This is a genomic window from Pseudoxanthomonas sp. SGNA-20 (genome assembly GCF_003931635.1).
Classification (GTDB): Bacteria; Pseudomonadota; Gammaproteobacteria; order Xanthomonadales; family Xanthomonadaceae; genus Pseudoxanthomonas.
The window spans coordinates 897,540-915,178 of the sequence record NZ_RRYK01000001.1; the positions used below are offsets into that span (position 1 = coordinate 897,540).

At 72.9% G+C, this 17,639-nt stretch carries 18 protein-coding genes; 9 read left to right on the plus strand and 9 right to left on the minus strand.

Annotated elements, in window-relative coordinates; all coding sequences use genetic code 11:
* The first annotated feature begins 13 nt into the window (after positions 1 to 13).
* Positions 14 to 2,323 (plus strand): family 20 glycosylhydrolase, encoded by a 2,310-nt coding sequence (locus EIM48_RS03995; protein WP_037034225.1) that lies wholly within the window; start codon positions 14 to 16, stop codon positions 2,321 to 2,323.
* A 44-nt stretch (positions 2,324 to 2,367) separates the two neighbouring features.
* Here the strand turns inward: EIM48_RS03995 and EIM48_RS04000 are convergent, their stop codons facing one another.
* Together EIM48_RS04000 and EIM48_RS04005 are read right to left on the minus strand one after the other, a co-directional pair.
* Positions 2,368 to 2,754 (minus strand): membrane protein, encoded by a 387-nt coding sequence (locus EIM48_RS04000; RefSeq protein ID WP_019399227.1) that lies wholly within the window; start codon positions 2,752 to 2,754, stop codon positions 2,368 to 2,370.
* Positions 2,751 to 3,941 carry an SAM-dependent methyltransferase gene (locus EIM48_RS04005; protein WP_028914405.1) on the minus strand — a complete coding sequence of 397 codons (1,191 nt, stop codon included), beginning with the start codon at positions 3,939 to 3,941 and terminating at the stop codon, positions 2,751 to 2,753. The genes EIM48_RS04000 and EIM48_RS04005 overlap by 4 nt, the downstream gene beginning before the upstream one ends.
* 51 nt (positions 3,942 to 3,992) lie before the next feature.
* On the opposite strand from EIM48_RS04005, the gene EIM48_RS04010 reads away from it, so the two are divergent.
* Positions 3,993 to 4,730 (plus strand): pteridine reductase, encoded by a 738-nt coding sequence (locus EIM48_RS04010; protein ID WP_019399229.1) that lies wholly within the window; start codon positions 3,993 to 3,995, stop codon positions 4,728 to 4,730.
* Positions 4,731 to 4,737: 7 nt separating this feature from the next.
* On the opposite strand, the gene folK is transcribed toward EIM48_RS04010, so the two are convergent.
* From folK to tsaD, 7 genes are all read right to left on the minus strand, one after another.
* Complete coding sequence (gene folK, locus EIM48_RS04015; protein WP_028914404.1) at positions 4,738 to 5,247, minus strand: 2-amino-4-hydroxy-6-hydroxymethyldihydropteridine diphosphokinase; 510 nt, start codon at positions 5,245 to 5,247, stop codon at positions 4,738 to 4,740.
* Between the two features lie 14 nt (positions 5,248 to 5,261).
* Positions 5,262 to 6,092 (minus strand): 20S proteasome subunits A/B, encoded by an 831-nt coding sequence (locus EIM48_RS04020; RefSeq protein ID WP_028914403.1) that lies wholly within the window; start codon positions 6,090 to 6,092, stop codon positions 5,262 to 5,264.
* 63 nt (positions 6,093 to 6,155) lie between these two features.
* Entirely contained in the window at positions 6,156 to 7,085 is a 930-nt protein-coding gene (locus tag EIM48_RS04025) for an alpha-E domain-containing protein (protein ID WP_019399232.1), read from the minus strand.
* Positions 7,085 to 8,530: a circularly permuted type 2 ATP-grasp protein gene (locus EIM48_RS04030; RefSeq protein WP_019399233.1), complete on the minus strand. Its 1,446-nt coding sequence runs from the start codon at positions 8,528 to 8,530 to the stop codon at positions 7,085 to 7,087. Before EIM48_RS04030 ends, EIM48_RS04025 begins: the two co-directional genes overlap by 1 nt.
* 72 nt (positions 8,531 to 8,602) lie before the next feature.
* On the minus strand, positions 8,603 to 9,853 hold the full coding sequence (locus tag EIM48_RS04035; RefSeq protein WP_125109155.1) for a mechanosensitive ion channel domain-containing protein: 1,251 nt from the start codon (positions 9,851 to 9,853) through the stop codon (positions 8,603 to 8,605).
* A gap of 57 nt (positions 9,854 to 9,910) precedes the next feature.
* Complete coding sequence (gene folB / locus EIM48_RS04040) at positions 9,911 to 10,276, minus strand: dihydroneopterin aldolase (RefSeq protein WP_019399235.1); 366 nt, start codon at positions 10,274 to 10,276, stop codon at positions 9,911 to 9,913.
* A 124-nt stretch (positions 10,277 to 10,400) separates the two neighbouring features.
* Positions 10,401 to 11,435, minus strand: a complete 1,035-nt coding sequence (gene tsaD, locus EIM48_RS04045; protein WP_019397769.1) for a tRNA (adenosine(37)-N6)-threonylcarbamoyltransferase complex transferase subunit TsaD — start codon at positions 11,433 to 11,435, stop codon at positions 10,401 to 10,403.
* Between the two features lie 132 nt (positions 11,436 to 11,567).
* On the opposite strand from tsaD, the gene rpsU reads away from it, so the two are divergent.
* From rpsU to EIM48_RS04080, 7 genes are all read left to right on the plus strand, one after another.
* Entirely contained in the window at positions 11,568 to 11,783 is a 216-nt protein-coding gene (rpsU, locus tag EIM48_RS04050; protein WP_013533886.1) for a 30S ribosomal protein S21, read from the plus strand.
* A 155-nt stretch (positions 11,784 to 11,938) separates the two neighbouring features.
* Complete coding sequence (locus EIM48_RS04055) at positions 11,939 to 12,385, plus strand: GatB/YqeY domain-containing protein (RefSeq protein ID WP_019397770.1); 447 nt, start codon at positions 11,939 to 11,941, stop codon at positions 12,383 to 12,385.
* Positions 12,386 to 12,601: 216 nt separating this feature from the next.
* A complete protein-coding gene (locus EIM48_RS04060; RefSeq protein WP_125111117.1) occupies positions 12,602 to 13,768 on the plus strand; it encodes an acyltransferase family protein in 1,167 nt (388 codons plus the stop codon).
* Positions 13,758 to 14,891, plus strand: coding sequence for a serine hydrolase (locus EIM48_RS04065; RefSeq protein WP_051403597.1), 1,134 nt, complete (start codon positions 13,758 to 13,760; stop codon positions 14,889 to 14,891). Before EIM48_RS04060 ends, EIM48_RS04065 begins: the two co-directional genes overlap by 11 nt.
* The gene (locus EIM48_RS04070; protein ID WP_125111118.1) at positions 14,882 to 15,982 is read left to right on the plus strand and encodes a serine hydrolase; all 1,101 of its coding nucleotides are present in this window, start codon (positions 14,882 to 14,884) and stop codon (positions 15,980 to 15,982) included. Before EIM48_RS04065 ends, EIM48_RS04070 begins: the two co-directional genes overlap by 10 nt.
* Before the next feature lie 143 nt (positions 15,983 to 16,125).
* Positions 16,126 to 16,617: a GNAT family N-acetyltransferase gene (locus EIM48_RS04075; RefSeq protein ID WP_125111119.1), complete on the plus strand. Its 492-nt coding sequence runs from the start codon at positions 16,126 to 16,128 to the stop codon at positions 16,615 to 16,617.
* Positions 16,618 to 16,679: 62 nt separating this feature from the next.
* Positions 16,680 to 17,606: a YihY/virulence factor BrkB family protein gene (locus EIM48_RS04080; protein ID WP_125111120.1), complete on the plus strand. Its 927-nt coding sequence runs from the start codon at positions 16,680 to 16,682 to the stop codon at positions 17,604 to 17,606.
* Positions 17,607 to 17,639 lie beyond the last annotated feature (33 nt).

Below are 17,639 nucleotides of genomic sequence, written 5' to 3' on the forward strand. Positions count from 1 at the left end.
CCAGGGAGCACGCATGACCCGATCCAACCCGTTGCGGCGGCTGTGCCTGCTGGGCGCCGTCGTGCTGGCAGGCACGCTGGCCGGTACCGCCACCGCCTCCGCCCCGGCGCAACCGCTGCCGCTGATCCCGATGCCGGCCTCGCTCGAGCCGCTGCGCGGGCAGTTCGCGCTGGACGCGGACACGCCGCTGCTGGCCGCCGGCGAGGCCGAGCGCACCGTGGCCGCGCAGTTTTCCGCGCTGCTGGAAAAGAGCCGCGGCATCGCGCCGAAGGTGGTGGCCGGCAGCCGCCGCCCCGGCATCCGCTTCCGCCTGGACCCGGCGCACGGTGGCGGCCGCGAAAGCTACCTGCTGGAAGTCGCGCCCGGCGGCGCCAGCATCACCGCCGGCGACCAGGCCGGCCTGTTCTACGGCGCGGTGACCCTGCTGCAGCTGGCCACCCTGGACGAGTCCGGCCCCATCCGGCTGCCGGCGCTGCGGATCGAGGACGCGCCGCGCTTCCCCTGGCGCGGCTTCATGCTCGATCCGGCCCGGCACTTCTGGAGCGTGGAGCAGGTCAAGCAGGTCATCGACGCGATGGCCCTGCACAAGCTCAACACCCTGCACTGGCACCTGACCGACGACCAGGGCTGGCGGGTGGAAATCAGGCGCCATCCGCGCCTGGTGGAGGCCGGCAGCTGCCGCCTGCCGGCCGGCGACGGCGCCATCGATCCGGCCAGCGGCCAGCCGCGCCCTTACTGCGGCCACTACACCCAGGAGCAGGTGCGCGAGGTCGTGGCCTACGCCGCGCAGCACCACATCACCGTGGTGCCGGAGTTCGACGTGCCCGGCCACGCCACCGCGGCGATCGCCGCCTACCCGGAGCTGGGCAGCACCGATGCGCCGCTGCGCCCGACCAGCGAGTGGGGCGTGTTCCCCAACCTGTTCAACACCGAGGAAGCCACCCTGGCCTTCCTCGAGGACGTGATCGCCGAGCTGCTGCCGCTGTTCCCCGGCCGCTACTTCCACATCGGCGGCGACGAGGCGGTCAAGGACCAGTGGCAGGCCTCGGCGCGGGTGCAGGCGCGCATGCGCGAGCTGGGACTGGCCGACGAGACCGCGATGCAGGCGCATGTCGTCCATCGCCTCGCCGCCTTCCTGGAGAAGCACGGCAAGCGCGCGATCGGCTGGGACGAGATCCTCGACGGCGAACTGCCGGCCGGCGCGGCGGTGATGTCCTGGCGCGGCACCGAGGGCGGGCTCAAGGCGGCGCGCCTGGGCCACGACGTGGTCATGGCGCCGGTGTCGGCGCTGTACCTGGACTACCTGCAGACCGGTTCCCCGCACGAGCCGCCGGGCCGCCCGGCCACCATCACCCTGCAGCAGGTCTACGGCTTCGAGCCGGTGCCCGAGGGCCTGGAGCCGGAGCGGCAGCACCACATCCTCGGCGTGCAGGCCAACCTGTGGACCGAGCACACGCGCAGCTTCGAGCGCCTGCAGCACCACATGTTCCCGCGCCTGGCGGCGCTGGCCGAGGTGGCCTGGTCGCCGCGCCAGGCGCGCGACCTGGGTTCCTTCCTGCAGCGCCTGCCGGTGCAGCTGCAGCGCTACCGGCGCTGGGGCATCGGCTACGCGTCCACCCCGTTCCAGGTGGACGTGGAACTGCAGGACGAAAGCGACGCCGGCGTGCGCGTGGCCCTGTCCAACCCGCTGGGCTACGAGATCCGCTACAGCAGCGACGGCAGCGCGCCGACCGCGGCCTCGCCGCGCTACCAGGCGCCGCTGCAGCTGCCGCTGCCGGCGCGGCTGCAGGCCGCGGCGTTCTTCGCCGGCAAGCCGCTGGCGCCGGCGCGCGCCTGGCACTGGGACGCGGCCTCGCTGCTGACCCGCAGCGACGAGCAGCTGGACGCCTGCCGCGGGCGCGCGGCGCTGCGCCTGCGCCTGGAGGACGACGGCCCGGCCGAGGGCGAGCGCGCGATCTTCGACACCGACATCTTCTATCCGTGCTGGCAATGGACCGCCGCGCGCCTGGACGGGGTGGTCGCGGTGAAGGTGCGCGCCGGGCGCATCCCCTACTACTTCCAGCTGGCGCACGACGAACCGCACCGCCGCTTCGAGCCGGCGCGTTCGGCGCATGGCGAGCTGGACGTGCATGCCGGCGGCTGCGACGGCCAGCGCGTGGCCAGCGTGCCGCTGCCGGCGGCGCCGGACGCGGACGGTTTCGTCGAACTGGAGGCGCCGCTGGCGCCCGCGCTGTCCGGGCGCCAGGACCTGTGCCTGCGCTTTACCGGCGATACCCGCCCGCAAATGTGGGTGGTCGACCGGGTGACGCTGGAAAGGCGCTGACCGCGCGGCGCGACGCCGGCCCGCGGCTGCGGCCGGCGTCGCGTTCAGCCGCCGCGCCGCAGCAGCAGGTCGCGCCAGCGGGTCAGGCGGGTGCCCAGGCCCAGCAGCACGCCAGCGGTATTGGCCAGGGCATCGGCCGGATCGGCCATGCGCGTCTGCGTCAGCGCCCCCTGGGCGAACTCCAGCGCCACGCCCATCAGGACCAGGCCGATGCCCGCCGCCCACAGCGCGCGCCCGGGACGGAAAACCTGCACCGCCGCGGCCGCCAGCGCGGCATAGGCCAGCAGGTGCTCGACCTTGTCGCCATGCCGCGGCAGTTCCATCGGCGGCGGCGGGGTCAGGCTGGCCACGCAGACCACGGCCACCGCCAGCAGCCACAGGCCCAGCCACAGATGCGGCCGCCGCAGCGGCTTCAGCGCGCCGGTGCTCACAGCCGCCAGGTCATGTCGCCGAGCAGGAAGGCCGCGCCCAAGTCGATGTCGCGGGTGAAAGCCATGGCCTGGAAGCGCTCGCCCATCTGTTCGGGCAGGGTCAGGCGCTTGAGTTCCTGGCGCAGGCGCAGCACGCCGGCCTCGTCGGTACGCGCCTCGGCCTCGGCCAGCAGGCGGTCGATGCCGTTGCCCAGCAGGAAGCTGGCCTGGCTGCAGTAGCCGGCCAGGTCCAGGCCGGCGCCGGTGCCGGCCTCGGCCAGCGCGGTGAAGTCGACCGAGGCGGTGATGTCCTGCAACCCGGGCCAGCGCAGCACGTCATCGTGCATGCGCTGGCGGTAGAACGCGCGCAGGGTGCCGTCGCTGCGCTGCGGCAGGTAGTACTCGCGGCGGGCGTAGCCGTAGTCGAAGAACAGCATGCCGCCGCTGCGCAGGCCGCCGCCGACCGCCTGCAGCCAGTACGGCAGCTGCGGCAGCAGCTCGGAGCGGTAGCCGTCCGGGAATGGCTGCTCCAGGTAGTCCTCGATGTGGCGCACCGCCGCTTCCAGCAGGGCGTCGGCCGGGCGGTCCACGCGCACGAAGCCGTCGTTGCCGTCCAGCGCCACGTGCTCCTCGTACACCTGGCGGTCGCGCAGCACGAAGCGCGGCGTCGGCAGGGCGTCGATCACCTCGTTGGCGAACAGCAGGCCGTCCCACTCGTCCTGGAACGGGCGGTCCAGCCACTCCACCAGCTCGAACACGGTGGGCACCAGGGTGCGCCGGAGGTGCTCGCGCTGGCGCTCGCGCAGGTCGGCCGAGGGCTCCAGGATCGCGTAGCGGTCCGGCAGCGCGTCCAGTTCCAGCAGTCGCTTGAGCGCGACCTCGGCGAACACGCCGCTGCCGCCGCCCACTTCCAGCACCCGCGCGTGGCCGCCGAGCTGGCGCAGGCCCTCGGCCAGCACGCCCGCCACGGTGGCCGCGAACAGCCGCCCGGACTCGGGTGCGGTGACGAAGTCGCCGGCCGGGCCGAACTTGGTCGCGCCGGCGCTGTAGTAGCCCAGGCCGGGTGCGTACAGACAAAGCTCCATGAACCGGGACATCGGGATCGCGCCACCGCCGTGGCGGATCTCCTCGCGGATGTGGTCGGCCAGGATCGCGCTGTGGTGGAGGGCGCCGGGCGCGGGTTCCGGCAGGTCGGTGTGGGGGTGCATCGCTGTGGGACGGCGTGGAGAATGGCCAGCATAGCCGAGCGGACATGCCCGATGCCCCATCCCCGCCCCGTCGTCCTGGTCACCGGCGCCGCCCGCCGCATCGGCGCGGCCATCGCCCGGCGCCTGCACCGCGACGGCTTCGACCTCGCCCTGCACTGCCACGGCTCGCACGCCGAACTGCAGGCGCTGGCCGGCACCCTGGAGGCGGCGCGCCCGGGCAGCGTGCTGGTGCTGCAGGCGGACCTGCAGGCGGAGGAAGCGCCGGCGGCACTGGTGCAGGCCTGCATCGCCCGCTACGGCCGCCTGGACGGGCTGGTCAACAACGCCTCCAACTTCTTCCCCACGCCGCTGGACCAGGCCACGCCGGCGCAGTGGGACGCGCTGTTCGCGGTCAACGCGCGCGCGCCCTTCTTCCTCGCCCAGGCCGCCGCCGCGCACCTGCGCGAGCGCGGCGGCGCGGTGGTCAACCTGGCCGACGTGTACGCCGGGACGCCGCTGCGCGGGCATCCGCTGTACTCGGCGGCCAAGGCGGCGCTGGTCTCGCTGACCCGCGGCCTGGCCCAGGCACTGGCGCCGCAGGCGCGGGCCAACGCGGTGGCGCCGGGCGCGATCCTGTGGCCGGAGCAGGCGCAGGACCCGGCGGCGCAAGCCACGATCCTTGGCGATACCGCGCTTGGCCGGGCCGGCACGCCGGAGGACATCGCCGCCGCCGTGGCCTGGCTGCTGTCGGAGGAGGCCGGCTACGTCACCGGCCAGGTGCTGCACGTGGACGGCGGCCGCACCCACTGAAGGCGGGTCACAGCGGCACCACCTCGAACGCCTCGCCGTGCTGCGGGTGGTCGCGCCACAGCTCGGCCAGGGTGCGGCCGCTGAGCGGATCGACGAAGTCCGGGGCGATGTCGGCCGCCGGCTTGAGCACGAAGGCGTGCTTCAGTTCCGGGCGCGGGATCCGCACCTTGCCGCCCTCGCGCAGCACCAGGTCGCCATGGAACACCACGTCCACGTCCAGGGTGCGGTCGGCCAGGCGCGGGCCGCTGCGCACGCGGCCGTGGCGGTCTTCCAGCGCGTGCAGCCAGGCTTCCAGCTCCGGCAGCGCGAGGCCGGTATGCAGCAGGGCGGCGTTGTTGAGGAAGGGCGGGCCGTCGAAGCCGACCGCCGGGGTGCGGTAGGCCGGGGAGACCCGCAGCGTGCCGAAGCGGGCGCGCAATTCCTCCAGCGCCGCGCGCAGGTGGCGCTCCGGCTGCAGGTTGCTGCCGAGGCTGAGCAATACGGGGGTGGCGCCCGCGGGCGCCGGCTGGCTGTGCATGCGGTGCGTGCCTGTTACTGCTGCGCGGACTGGTCGCCGGGATCCTTGCGCGCCGGCACCCGGCGCGGTGGCAACGGTGGCAGCGCGGACGGGTCCTCCGTGGCCTGCGCCTGCGGCTCCCAGGGGAAGCGCGGCAGGGTGCGCACCGCGTTCTCCAGCTTGCGCGACCAGGTGTCGTGGATCTCCGCGTACAGCGGGGTGTCGGCCTCCAGCCGCATCTGCTGGCTCACCCGCAGGTCGCCGGCGCGGACCAGCGCCAGGTCCACCGGCAGCCCGACCGAGAGGTTGGAGCGGATGGTCGAGTCCAGCGACAGCAGGGCGCAGCGCGCGGCGTCCTCCAGCGCGGTGCCAGGGCGCACGATGCGGTCCAGGATCGGCTTGCCGTACTTGGATTCGCCGATCTGCAGGTAGGGCGTTTCCGGCGAGGCGGAGATGCAGTTGCCCAGCGGGTACACCAGGTACAGGCCCGGGCGCTCGCCGGCGATCTGTCCGCCCAGGATCAGCGTGGCCTGGGTGTTGATGCCGCCGTGCGGGTTGTCGCTGCCGGCCTGCACCTGGCTGGCGACCAGCACCTCGCCGACGTACTCGGCCACCTCGAACAGGTGGCGGAAGTTGCGCAGGCTGCGCGGCGCGGACGGATCCTCCGCGTCGCGGCGCAGGCGCGACACCGCCAGCTGGGTGGTGGCCAGGTTGCCCGCGCTCATGACCACGAACACGCGCTCGCCGGGATACTCGAACACGTGCAGCTTGCGGTGCACGCGCACGTCGTCGAGCGAGGCGTTGGTGCGGGTGTCGGCCGCGAACACCAGGCCCTCGTCCACTTCGATGCCGACGCAATAGGTCATGGGTATCTGCAGGTTGCGGTTCGGTGGATTCTACACCCGGCCCCGGTGGCGGCCGGCGCGCGCTCAGCCGGCGAAATAGCCCTCGGCGATGGCCTCGTGCAGGCGCCCAAGCAGCACCTGCGCCTCGTCCATGAAGCCGGCCGGGTCGCCTGCGGCCAGCAGCGCCGGGTCGGCCTGGCGCACCAGCCCGGTGACCCGGTTGAGGGCGCGGTCCACCGGCGGCCGCGGCGGCAGCGCCGGCAGGATCCGGTGCAGCCGCCCCAGGCAGAACTGCACGCTGCGCGGGAACTCGTTGTCATGCAGCAGGAAGCGCAGGGCGTGGGCGGCGGTGACCCGCTGGCGCAGGTGGCGGCGGTACATCTGGTACGCCGCCAGCGCGCGCAGCACCGCCATCCACTGCATGTTGCGCCAGGCTTCCAGGTCGTCCTCGTGGCGCGGCCGCACCAGGCCGGAGGCGCCGGCGTCGATGATCCGGGTGGTCATGTCCGCCTGCTCGATCGCCGTGCCCAGGCGCAGGAAGTGGAAGCCCATGTCGCGGCTGACGTTGGCCTGCAGCAGGCCGGAGACCTTGAGGCAGCCGTCGGTGATGCGGCCGATGAAGTCCATGCGGTAGCGGCGGGTGAGCACCCGCGGGCCGTCGGCGTCCAGGTACAGGTGCAGGTCGTTGACCGCCTCCCACACCTCCTGCGGCAGCGCGTCGCGGATGCTGCGCAGGATCTCGCGCGCCTGCGCCACCGAACTGCGCAGCGAGGACGGGTTGCGCGCGTCCAGCAGCAGGAAGTCCAGCACATCGGCTTCGTCCGGCTCCGGATGCACGCCCAGGAACAGCTCCTCGGCGCCGACCGTGGCGATCATCGGCCGCCAGGTGAAGCGCACCGAGCGCGGCAGGTCCAGCTGCAGCAGGCTGCCCACGCCCACCAGCCGCGCGGTGTTCTCGGCGCGGCGCAGGTAGCGGCTGAACCAGTACAGCTGGCTGGCGACGCGCGAGAGCATCAGGCGGTCTCCTCCAGGTCCACCACCCAGGTGTCCTTGGCGCCGCCGCCCTGGGAGGAATTGACCACCAGCGAGCCCTCGGCCATCGCCACCCGGGTGAGGCCACCGGTGGTCACGTAGGTATCGCCGCGGGAGAGGATGAACGGCCGCAGGTCGATGTGCCGCGGCACCGGCCCGCCGGGACCGATGATCGGCGCGGTGGACAGCGACAGCGTGGGCTGGGCCATGTAGTTGCGCGGGTCGGCCTCGATCAGGGCGCGGAACTTCTCGCGTTCCCTGCTGCTGGCGCGCGGGCCGATCAGCATGCCGTAGCCGCCGGACTCGTTGGCCGGCTTCACCACCAGTTCGCCAAGGTGCTCGAGCACGTAGCGGCGGTCGTCGGCGTCGTGGCACAGGTAGCTGGGCACGTTGGGCAGGATCGGCTCCTCGCCCAGGTAGTAGCGGATCATCCTCGGCACGTAGGCGAACACAACCTTGTCGTCGGCCACGCCGGCGCCGGGCGCGTTGGCCAGCGCGACCTTGCCGGCGCGCCAGCTGCGGATCAGCCCCGGCACGCCCAGCAGCGAGTCCGGGTGGAACACCTCCGGGTCCAGGAACAGGTCGTCGACCCGGCGGTAGACCACGTCCACCCGCTGCGGGCCGTCGACCGTGCGCATGTAGGTGCAGTCGTCGTCGGCCACGAACAGGTCGCTGCCCTCGACCAGCTCGATGCCCATGGCCTGGGCCAGGTAGGCGTGCTCGAAGTAGGCGCTGTTGAACACCCCCGGGGTCAGCAGCACGATCACCGGGGTGTCGCCCGGGCGCGGCGACAGCGCGGCCAGGGTGTCGTACAGCTGCGCGGTGTAGTCGTCCACCGGCAGGATCGCGCTGGTCTCGAACAGCTCCGGGAACACGCGCTTGGCGACCATGCGGTTCTCGAGCATGTACGACACCCCGGAGGGGATGCGCAGGTTGTCCTCCAGCGCGTACAGGGTGCCGTCGGCGTCGCGCACCAGGTCCGAGCCGCAGACGTGCGCCCACACGTCCAGCGGCGGGCGCACGCCCACGCACTGCGGGCGGAAGTTGACCGAGCGCTCCAGCAGCGCGGCCGGGAACACCTTGTCGCGGACGATGCGCTGTTCGCCGTAGATGTCGGCGATGAACAGGTTGAGCGCGCGCATGCGCTGGACCAGCCCCGCCTCGGTGCGCTGCCACTCGCGGCGGTCGATGATGCGCGGGATCAGGTCGAACGGCAGGGTGCGGTCGACGTTGCGGCCGTCGCTGTAGACGGTGAAGGTGATGCCCATGACCCGGGCGGCGACGTCGGCCGCCAGCTGGCGCTCGGCCAGCTCCTGGTCGGAGAGCCCGGACAGGTATTCCACCAGCGGGCGCGCGGCCGGGCGTGGCCGGCCGTCCGGCCCGATCAGCTCGTCATACGAAGGCGTCCGGTACTTCGTCCAGTCCATCGCACCCGCCCGGCCTCCCGGCGGCCCCGCGCCGGTTGTTGCACCGCAACATGCAACGCCGGCGGGCGGCCGTCAAGAGGCCGGGGCGAGCGGGCCCTGCCCGCCCCGTTCGGCCAGCAGGGCGCGGAAATCGGCGCCCCCGGGCTGCTGGAACACGCGCAGGCCGAACTCCGGCAGGATCGCCAGCAGGTGGTCGAAGATGTCCGACTGGATGCCCTCGTACACCGCCCAGCGGGTGTCGTTGGTGAAGCAGTAGATCTCCAGCGGGATGCCGTCGGCACCCGGCTGCAGCTGGCGCACCAGCAGGGTCATGTCCTGGTGCACGCCGGGATGGCGGCGCAGGTAGCGCTCCACGTAGGCGCGGAAGGTGCCGAGGTTGGTGATGCGGCGGGCGTTGACCGGCAGCTGGCCGTCCTCGCCCAGACCGGCATTCCACTCGGCCAGCTCGCGCTCCTTCTGCGCCAGGTACTCGCGCAGCAGCACGAAGCGCCCAAGGCGCTGGCGCTCCTCCGGCTCCAGGAAGCGCACACTGGACTGGTCCAGGTACAGCGCGCGCTTGATCCGGCGCCCGCCCGCCTCCTGCATGCCGCGCCAGTTCTTGAACGACTCGCTGATCAGCTTCTTGGTCGGGATGGTGGTGACGGTCTTGTCCCAGTTCTGCACCGTGACCGTGTGCAGGGCGATGTCGATCACGTCGCCATCGGCGTTCTGGCTGGGCATCTCGATCCAGTCGCCGATGCGCACGCGGCCGTCGCCGCTGATCTGCACGCTGGCCACCAGCGACAGCAGGGTGTCCTGGAACACCAGCATCAGCACCGCGGTGGCCGCGCCCAGGCCGGTCAGCAGGTGCAGCAGCTTCACCCCGGCCAGGGTGGCGACGATCGACAGGCCGGCCAGGGCGAAGACCACGATCTTGGCCACCTGCAGGTAGCCCTTGATCGGCTTGTTGCGCGCGTCGGGACGGCGCTCGTACAGCTCGTTGGCCGCGTCCAGCGCATGCGACACCGCCAGCGCCAGGGTCAGCACCACCCAGGCCTGGCAGGCGCCGTGGACGAAGGCGACCAGCGCCGGCGACAGGTCGGGGATCCAGCCGATGCCGGAGGAGATCACCATCGCCGGCACCACGTTGGCCAGGCGCGGGATCACCCGCATGTCGGCGATCCCGGCCTTGCCGGTCTGGCTGGCGAGCATCGCCAGCAGCCGGCGCAGGCCGCGCAGCAGGATGCGCTTGGTGACGAAGTTCGCGATGGCCGCGGCGCCCAGCAGCAGCGCCAGCAGCAGGGCCGGCCAGGCCCAGGGCCAAGGCGCCAGCAGGTCCCTCACCCCATGCAGCCCGATCAGGCTGGTCCAGTCACCCGCAGTCGATACACCCCACACCACTTACGACTCCTTCGCCGGCGCACTGCGCTCGATCACCACGCCCACCGCCTGCGCACCGCGCACCGCACCGGGCTTGCTCAGCTTCAACCGCACCCACTGCACGCCGAACTCGCGGATGACCAGTTCGACGCAACGTTCGGCCAGGGTCTCGACCAGGCCGAAGCCGGACTGGCCCACGTACTCGATCAGGCGCTTGCTCACCGCCTTGTAGTCGAGGGTGTCGGCGATGTCGTCGCTGGCCGCGGGCACGCGGTTGTCGAAGGCCATCTCCAGGTCGAAGCGCAGGGTCTGGCGGATGCGCCGCTCCCAGTCGTAGATGCCGATCAGCGCCTCGATCTCGAGGCCTTCGATGAAGACTTTGTCCATGAGGCGGTGATTCGTGATTCGTGATTCGTGATTCGTGATTCGTGGGATGGTAACAGTCGTCGCCGCGACGCCAGCGCCGGCCGCTTCGCTTTGCGCCTTTGAATCACGAATTACCAATCACCAATCACGGCGACGCTGCCGCCAACGGCGGCAGCGTCGCCATGTCCCATCGCGGCGTGACCCGCACCGACGTGTCCTCGTGCTGGCCGGCCTCCAGGCGCAGCGCGCCGGCAAAGGCGATCATCGCGCCGTTGTCGGTGCACAGCGACGGGCGCGGGAAGCAGGCGCGGCCGCCGCGCCGGGCGCACATCTCTTGCAGCCTGGCGCGCAGGCGCTTGTTGGCGCCGACGCCGCCGGCGATCACCAGGGTGTCGCTGCCGGCCGCGTCCAGCGCGCGCCCGCACTTGATCGCCAGGGTGTCGACCACCGCGTCCTCGAAGCCGCGGGCGATGTCGGCGCGGGTCTGCTCCGACTGGTCGGACTGCTGCCAGGCCAGCAGCACCTGGGTCTTCAGCCCGCTGAAGGAGAAATCCAGTCCCGGGCGGTCGGTCATCGGCCGGGCGAAGCGGAACGCACCCGGCGTGCCGCGTTCGGCCAGCGCGGCCAGCTGCGGGCCGCCCGGGTACGGCAGGCCCATCAGCTTGGCGGTCTTGTCGAAGGCCTCGCCGGCGGCATCGTCCAGGGTCTCGCCGAGCAGGCGGTAGCGGCCGATCGCCTCCACCGCCACCAGCTGGGTATGGCCACCGGAGACCAGCAGGGCCACGAACGGCGGAGCCGGCGGGTTGTCCTCCATCAACGGCGCCAGCAGGTGGCCTTCCATGTGGTGCACCGCCACCGCCGGCACGTCCAGCGCCCAGGCCAGGGCCCGCGCGGTGCCGGCGCCGACCAGCAGGGCGCCGACCAGGCCGGGGCCGGCGGTGTACGCCACCCCGTCCAGGTCGGCCGGGGCCAGCCCGGCCTCGGCCAGGGTCTGGCGCACCAGCGGCAGCAGCTTGCGCACGTGGTCGCGGCTGGCCAGTTCCGGCACCACGCCGCCGTATTCAGCGTGCAGGGCGATCTGGCTGTAGACCGCATGGGCGAGCAGGCCTGCGCCGGGGGCGGTGTCGTACACGGCCACGCCGGTTTCGTCGCAGGAGGTTTCGATGCCAAGGACACGCATGGGGGGAGTTCCGGGGGGAAAGGGGGCGGCCGCGGCGCGGCCTGCACCGGCGCACTTGCAGCGCGGCCGGCGAGGTGGCTATCATACGCGGCTCACCGGGCGCGACCCGGTATTTTGTGTCCCGGAGATTCCATGCCCAGCGTCAAAGTCCGCGAGAACGAGCCCTTCGAGTTTGCGCTGCGTCGCTTCAAGCGCACCTGCGAGAAGGCCGGTGTCCTGGCCGAAACCCGCAAGCGCGAGTACTACGAGAAGCCGACCCAGGAGCGCAAGCGCAAGGCTGCTGCCGCGGTGAAGCGCCAGCTGCGTCGCATGTCGCGCGACGTCACCAAGCGCCAGCGCCTGTACTGAGCCTGCGCTGCTGACGCCATGCCGCCCGTGCGCGGGCGCATGGTGTACAGGGCACCGAAGCCGGCACGCCGTCGCGTGGCCGGCTTTTTGTGTTCGCCGCGGCACCGCCCCGGGCGGCCGTCCGGCTTTGATTTAGCGACCTTGGAAGGTGTGCGATGAGCCTCAAGCAGCGTCTGACCGACGACATGAAGGCCGCCATGAAGGGCGGCGACAAGGAAACCCTGGCCGTGATCCGGCTGATCAACGCCGCGATCAAGCAGAAGGAAGTCGACGAGCGCATCCAGCTGGACGATGCCGCGGTGGTCGGCGTGCTGGACAAGATGGTCAAGCAGCGCCGCGACTCGGTGTCCCAGTACGAGGCCGCCGGCCGCGAGGACCTGGCCGCGGTCGAGCGCAACGAGATCGCGGTGATCGAACGCTACCTGCCGGCCAAGCTGGACGAGGCCGCGATCCTGGCGGCGATCGACGCCGCCATCGCCCAGACCGGCGCCGCCGGCCCGGCCGACATGGGCAAGCTGATGGGCGTGCTCAAGCCGCAGCTGGCCGGCCAGGCCGACATGGGCCAGGTCTCGGCCCTGGTCAAGCGCCGCCTCGCCGGCTGATCCCTCCCCCCGCCGGTGCCCCCGCACCGGCCCCTGCCCCGGCCGCCCCCGCGACCGGGGCAGCCCTATCCCTGATCGGGCCCTCACGGCGGCATTGCTGCAATGGCCGTCCCCGCGCCCGGAACCCGCCCATGGCCACCCACGCCCGCGACGGGCGCCCCGACCGGCCCGCCGCCGCCGCGGGCAGCCGTCCCGCTTGCGCGGCGGATCGGGCGCATGTCCGCTGACAGCCTCGCGACCACGGCCGCGCCCGGCACGGTCCCGGCCGCCGTGGCCGTGGGCGGTGGCCGGATCGGCTCGATCGACCTGGCCCGCGGCCTGGCCGTGTGCCTGATGATCGTTTCCCACGGCACCAACGGGCTGATGCCCTACGCCGACTTCCCGGACTGGGGCCAGGTGCCGGTCCACGCCCTGACCAAGTTCTCCTCCTCGCTGTTCTTCATCGTCTTCGGCATCGCCCTGGCCGTGGCCTTCGTGCCGAAGACCGCCGCCCCGGACTGGCCCGGGCGGCGCAACCACCTGGTCCGGCGCGGCCTGCTGGTGCTGTTCTGGTACAAGCTGCTGACCGTGGTCGAGCTGTGGGACCGCGGCCGCGACGCGGTGGTGGACGCCCTGCTGTACCGGTCCTTCCCCTCGTTCGTGGAGATCCTGGGCTTCTACGCCATCGCCCTGCTGTGGATCCCCTGGCTGCTGCCGCTGTGGGCGCGTACCCCGGCCTGGCTGCGCTGGGCCAGCCCGCTGCTGGCGGGCGGGCTGTGGTGGTGGGTGTCCGGCCACGTCGACTTCGACAGCCGGCCGCTGCGCGCGGTGCTGGTCGAAGACCACGAGCTGTACACCTGGGGCCAGCTGTCGCGCCTGCCGCTGGTGCTGCTGGGACTGCTGCTCGGCGGCCTGCTGCGGCGCTGGGACCAGGAGGCCCGCAGCCGGCTGCTGCTGGCGGGCGGGATCGTGGTGGCCGGCTTGCTGCTGCTGGCGGCCTTCGCACACCTGGCCGGCGAACCGCTGCGCCCGGTGCTGGTGGAGATCGGCCGCAACCACGGCAAGCATCCGCCCGGCCTGCTGTTCTCGCTGTTCAGCGTCGGCGGCGCCCTGGTCCTGCTGGGCCTCAGCGTGGCCGGCGGCAACCTCCTGGCGCGCGCACTGCGGCCGCTGGCGGTGGTCGGCAGCGACTCGCTGATGGCCTTCATCGTCCACATCTCGGTGATCTTCCTGCTGCTGCGCGGGACGCTGGGCTATTACCAGGCCGTGTCCTACGAGCACGCGCTGCTGCTGTCCGGCGGCCTGGTCGTCGCGACCGCGGCGTGGATCGCGCTGTGGCAGGCGCTGCGCGCGCGCCTGCGCCAGTGGCGGGAGCGGCAGCGCGGAGCCGCGCATGCGGGCTAGCCGCTGCTGCCTGCTGCTGGCCCTGCTCGCCCTGCTGCCGCCGCCGGCGGCCGCCGCGCCGCCGACCGCGCCTCCCGCCACCCAGGCCGCGGTGCCGGCCTGGTCCACCGCACTGGAGCCCAGGCTGCGCGCGATCGAGGCCGCGCTGGGCGAGGGCGCCGGGATCGGGGTCTACGTGCTGCACATGGAGCGCGACGAGTCCTACGGCTACCGCGCCGGCGAGCCCTGGTACCTGGCCTCCGGGGTGAAGGTGCCGGTGGCGATCGCGGTACTGCGCGAGGTCGAGCGCGGCACGCTGGCGCTGGACACGCCGGTGGTGTTGCGGGCCGACGACTTCGTCGACGGCGCCGGCGCCACGAACCGGCACCGCCCCGGCGAGGCGCTGGCGCTGTCCTGGCTGCTGGAGCAGATGATCGTGCACAGCGACAACACCGCCACCGACGTGCTGATCCGCACCGTCGGCCTGGCCGCGGTGAACCGGGTCGCGGCCGAACTGGTGGACGCGCGCCTGCGCATCACCACCCTGGCCGACGTGCGCCGCCTGGCCTACGGCCAGTTCCATCCCGGCGCGGCGCGGCTGGACGCGCAGGACCTGCTGGCACTCAAGCGCGTCCCCGCCGGCCCGGCACGGGTACGCAAGCTCGCCGCGCTGCTGGGCGTGCCGCCGGAACAGCTGCGGCAACCGGACCTGGCCGCGGCGTTCGAGGCCTACTACGCCACCGGCGCCAATAGCGCGACCCTGGTCGACTACGGGCGCATGCTCGCCACCCTGGCCGACGGCAAGGCCCTGGGCGCGGAGGCCACCGGCTGGCTGCTGGAGCGGATGCTGCGGGTGGAAACCGGCCACCGCCGCCTGCGCGCCGGCCTGCCGCCGGGCATCGCCTTCGCCCACAAGACCGGCACCCAGTACCGGCGCACCTGCGACCTGGGCATCGCCATGCAGCCGGCCGATCCGCCGGCGCGTCCGGATCCGGCGCGGGTGGTGGTTGCCGCCTGCGTGCGCGGCATCGGCACCGCCGCCGGCGTGCACGCCCTGCAGCGGATTGCCGCAGCCATCACCGCCGCCGGGGTATTCGTGGACACCCCGCCACGACCCACGGTGTCGCCGCCGGCATGGCCCTGAGTTCCCGCCCCCTGCATCCTGCGCTGCCGGCCGTGCTGGCCCTGGTGCTGGCCGCCTGCAGCCGCCCTGCCCAGCCGCCTGCCGCGCCCACGGCAACGGAAGCGGAAGCGCCGGCGTGGATCGCCGCGCTGGAGCGGGACGTGGCGGCGATCGACGCGGCCATGCCCGGCGATTTCGGCGTGTACGTGCACCGCCTGGGGCCCCCGGCCCAGGCCGGCAAGCTGGACCTGGGCCAAGGCCGGGCCTGGTACCTGTCCTCGACCATCAAGGTGCCGGTGGCGATCGCGGTGCTGGAGGCGGTGGATGCCGGCGAACTGGCCCTGGACGAGGAACTGGAACTGACCGCCGGCGACTTCGTAGATGGCGCCGGCGACATGCTCCAGCACGAACCGGGCGAGCGCTTCAGCATCGCCACCCTGCTGCACAAGTCGCTGCGCGACAGCGACAGCACCGCCACCGACATGCTGGTCCGGCGGATCGGCCAGGACCGGCTCAACGCGCGCCTGTCCGCCTGGACCGGCTCCGGCTTCGGCCGCGTCACCAGCATCCGCCAGGTACGCTACGACGCCTATGGCGCGCTGCATCCGGGGGTGGCCGGGCTGGACAGCATGCAGATGCTGGCCCTGCGCCAGGCCGAGGCCGGCGAGCCGCGGCTGCAGGCGCTGGCCGATGCGCTGGGCGTACCGCGCGCGGAGCTGGGCGACACCATCCTGGAGCAGGTGTTCGAGGACTACTACGCGCGCGGCCTGAACTCGGCGACCCTGCCGGCCTACGGCCGCCTGCTGGAGCGGCTGGCCAGCGGCGAGCTGCTGTCGCCGCGCTCGACCGCGCTGCTGCTCGGGCACATGCGCGCGATCAGCACCGGCAGCCGCCGCATCCAGGCCGGGCTGCCGGCAGGCGCGGACTTCGCGCAGAAGACCGGCACCCAGCAGCAGCGCGCGTGCAATGTCGGCCTGCTCGATCCCGCCCTGGGCCGCGACGGCGCCACCGTCGTGGTGGCCTGCGCCGAGCGCTTCGGCGAACTGGAGCAGGCCGAGCAGGCATTCCAGGCGCTGGGCCGCGCCCTGGCCGCCGCGCTGGCATTGCCCTGACCCGCCGCCCCGCCACGCGCCAGCGGTGCCCCGGCAAGGCGGCGCCGTTTGCGCGTGCGCCACACCGGGCGGAGGCCAGTACCGATTCATTCCGCGCGCCCTAGAGTTGGCGGTTCCAGCACCGTATCCATTCCCGCCGACGCATGAGCCACCTGTCCCTGCGCCCCGCCACCCCCGCGGATATCCCGCTGATCCTGTTGCTGGTCCGCGAACTGGCCGAATACGAGCGCCTGGCCCACGAGGCGGTGGGCACCGCCGCCGACCTGGAGGCGGCCCTGTTCGGCGCGCGCCCGGCGGCGGAGGTGGTGATCGCCGAATGCGACGGCCAGGCCGCCGGGTTCGCCCTGTTCTTCGTTTCCTTCTCCACCTTCCTGTGCAAGCCCGGCCTGTACCTGGAGGACCTGTACGTGCGCCCGGAATTCCGCAGCCGTGGCATCGGCCACCGGCTGATGGCCCATCTGGCGGCGCTGGCGGTGGAGCGCGGCTACGGCCGCTTCGAGTGGTCGGTGCTGGACTGGAACGCGCCCGCGATCGCCTTCTACCGCCGCCTCGGCGCGCGGCCGATGGACGAATGGACCGTGCAGCGCGTCGACGGCCAGGCCCTGCACGCGCTGGCGGCCCAGGCCGGCGGCTGAGCGCTCACGCACCGGCAACGCGCCAGTCAACAAGCTGGGCACGCCACCGCGACCGTGCCCGCATGACCCGTCCCTCGCCCAACAAGCTGCGCCGGCACCTGCAGCGCCTGCAGGAAAGCCTGCCGGTGGCGCTGGTGAAGCGCTTCGTCGAGGCCGACCTGATGACCCAGGCCGCCTCGCTGTCCTTCTACACCCTGCTGTCGCTGGCGCCGCTGCTGGTGCTGCTGCTGTGGCTGACCGCCTCGCTGTACCCGCCGGCGCAGCAGTCGCTGGTGGACCAGATCGGCGCGCTGGCCGGCGAGCAGGCCGCGGTGGTGGCCGAAACCATCATCCGCAATGCCGATTCACAGCCGGACGTGGGCTCGCTGGCCGGCCTGGCCAGCACCGGCCTGCTATTCGTCGGCGCCACCGTGGTGTTCGCCCAGCTGCAGGGCGCGCTCAACCTGATCTTCCGCACCGGCGGCGAAAAGCTCGGCGGGCTGGGTGCCTGGCTGCGCAAGCGGGTGTTCTCGCTGGGGGTGGTCCTGGCCCTGGGCTTCCTGCTGATCGTGTCGATGATCGCCACCACCGCGCTGCAGCTGGTGTTCGCGCGCATCCCCTCGCTGCTGCCGGTGGTCGGCTACGTGACCACCCTGCTGCTGTACGCGCTGGCCTTCGCCTTCCTCTACCACTACCTGCCCGACCGCCGGGTCGACTGGCGCCAGGCCTGGCTGGGCGGGGCGATCACCTCCGGGCTGTTCGCCCTGGGCCGGTACCTGATCGGCCTCTACCTGGCCCAGGCCGCCCCGGGCAGCGCCTACGGCTCGATGGGCGCGCTGGTGCTGCTGCTGGTGTGGATGTACTACGCGGCCCTGGTGTTCTTCGCCGGGGCCCTGGTGACCGCGGTGATCGACGAACGCGCGCACGCGCGCCAGCGGCTGCGCCGGGCCGGGATCGGCGCCGTGCCCCCGCGCACCGGCGCTGACGGGGGCACGCAGGCCGCGCCCTGAGGCCCCGCGCGCGCCGCCGCGCCCCGCCGGGGC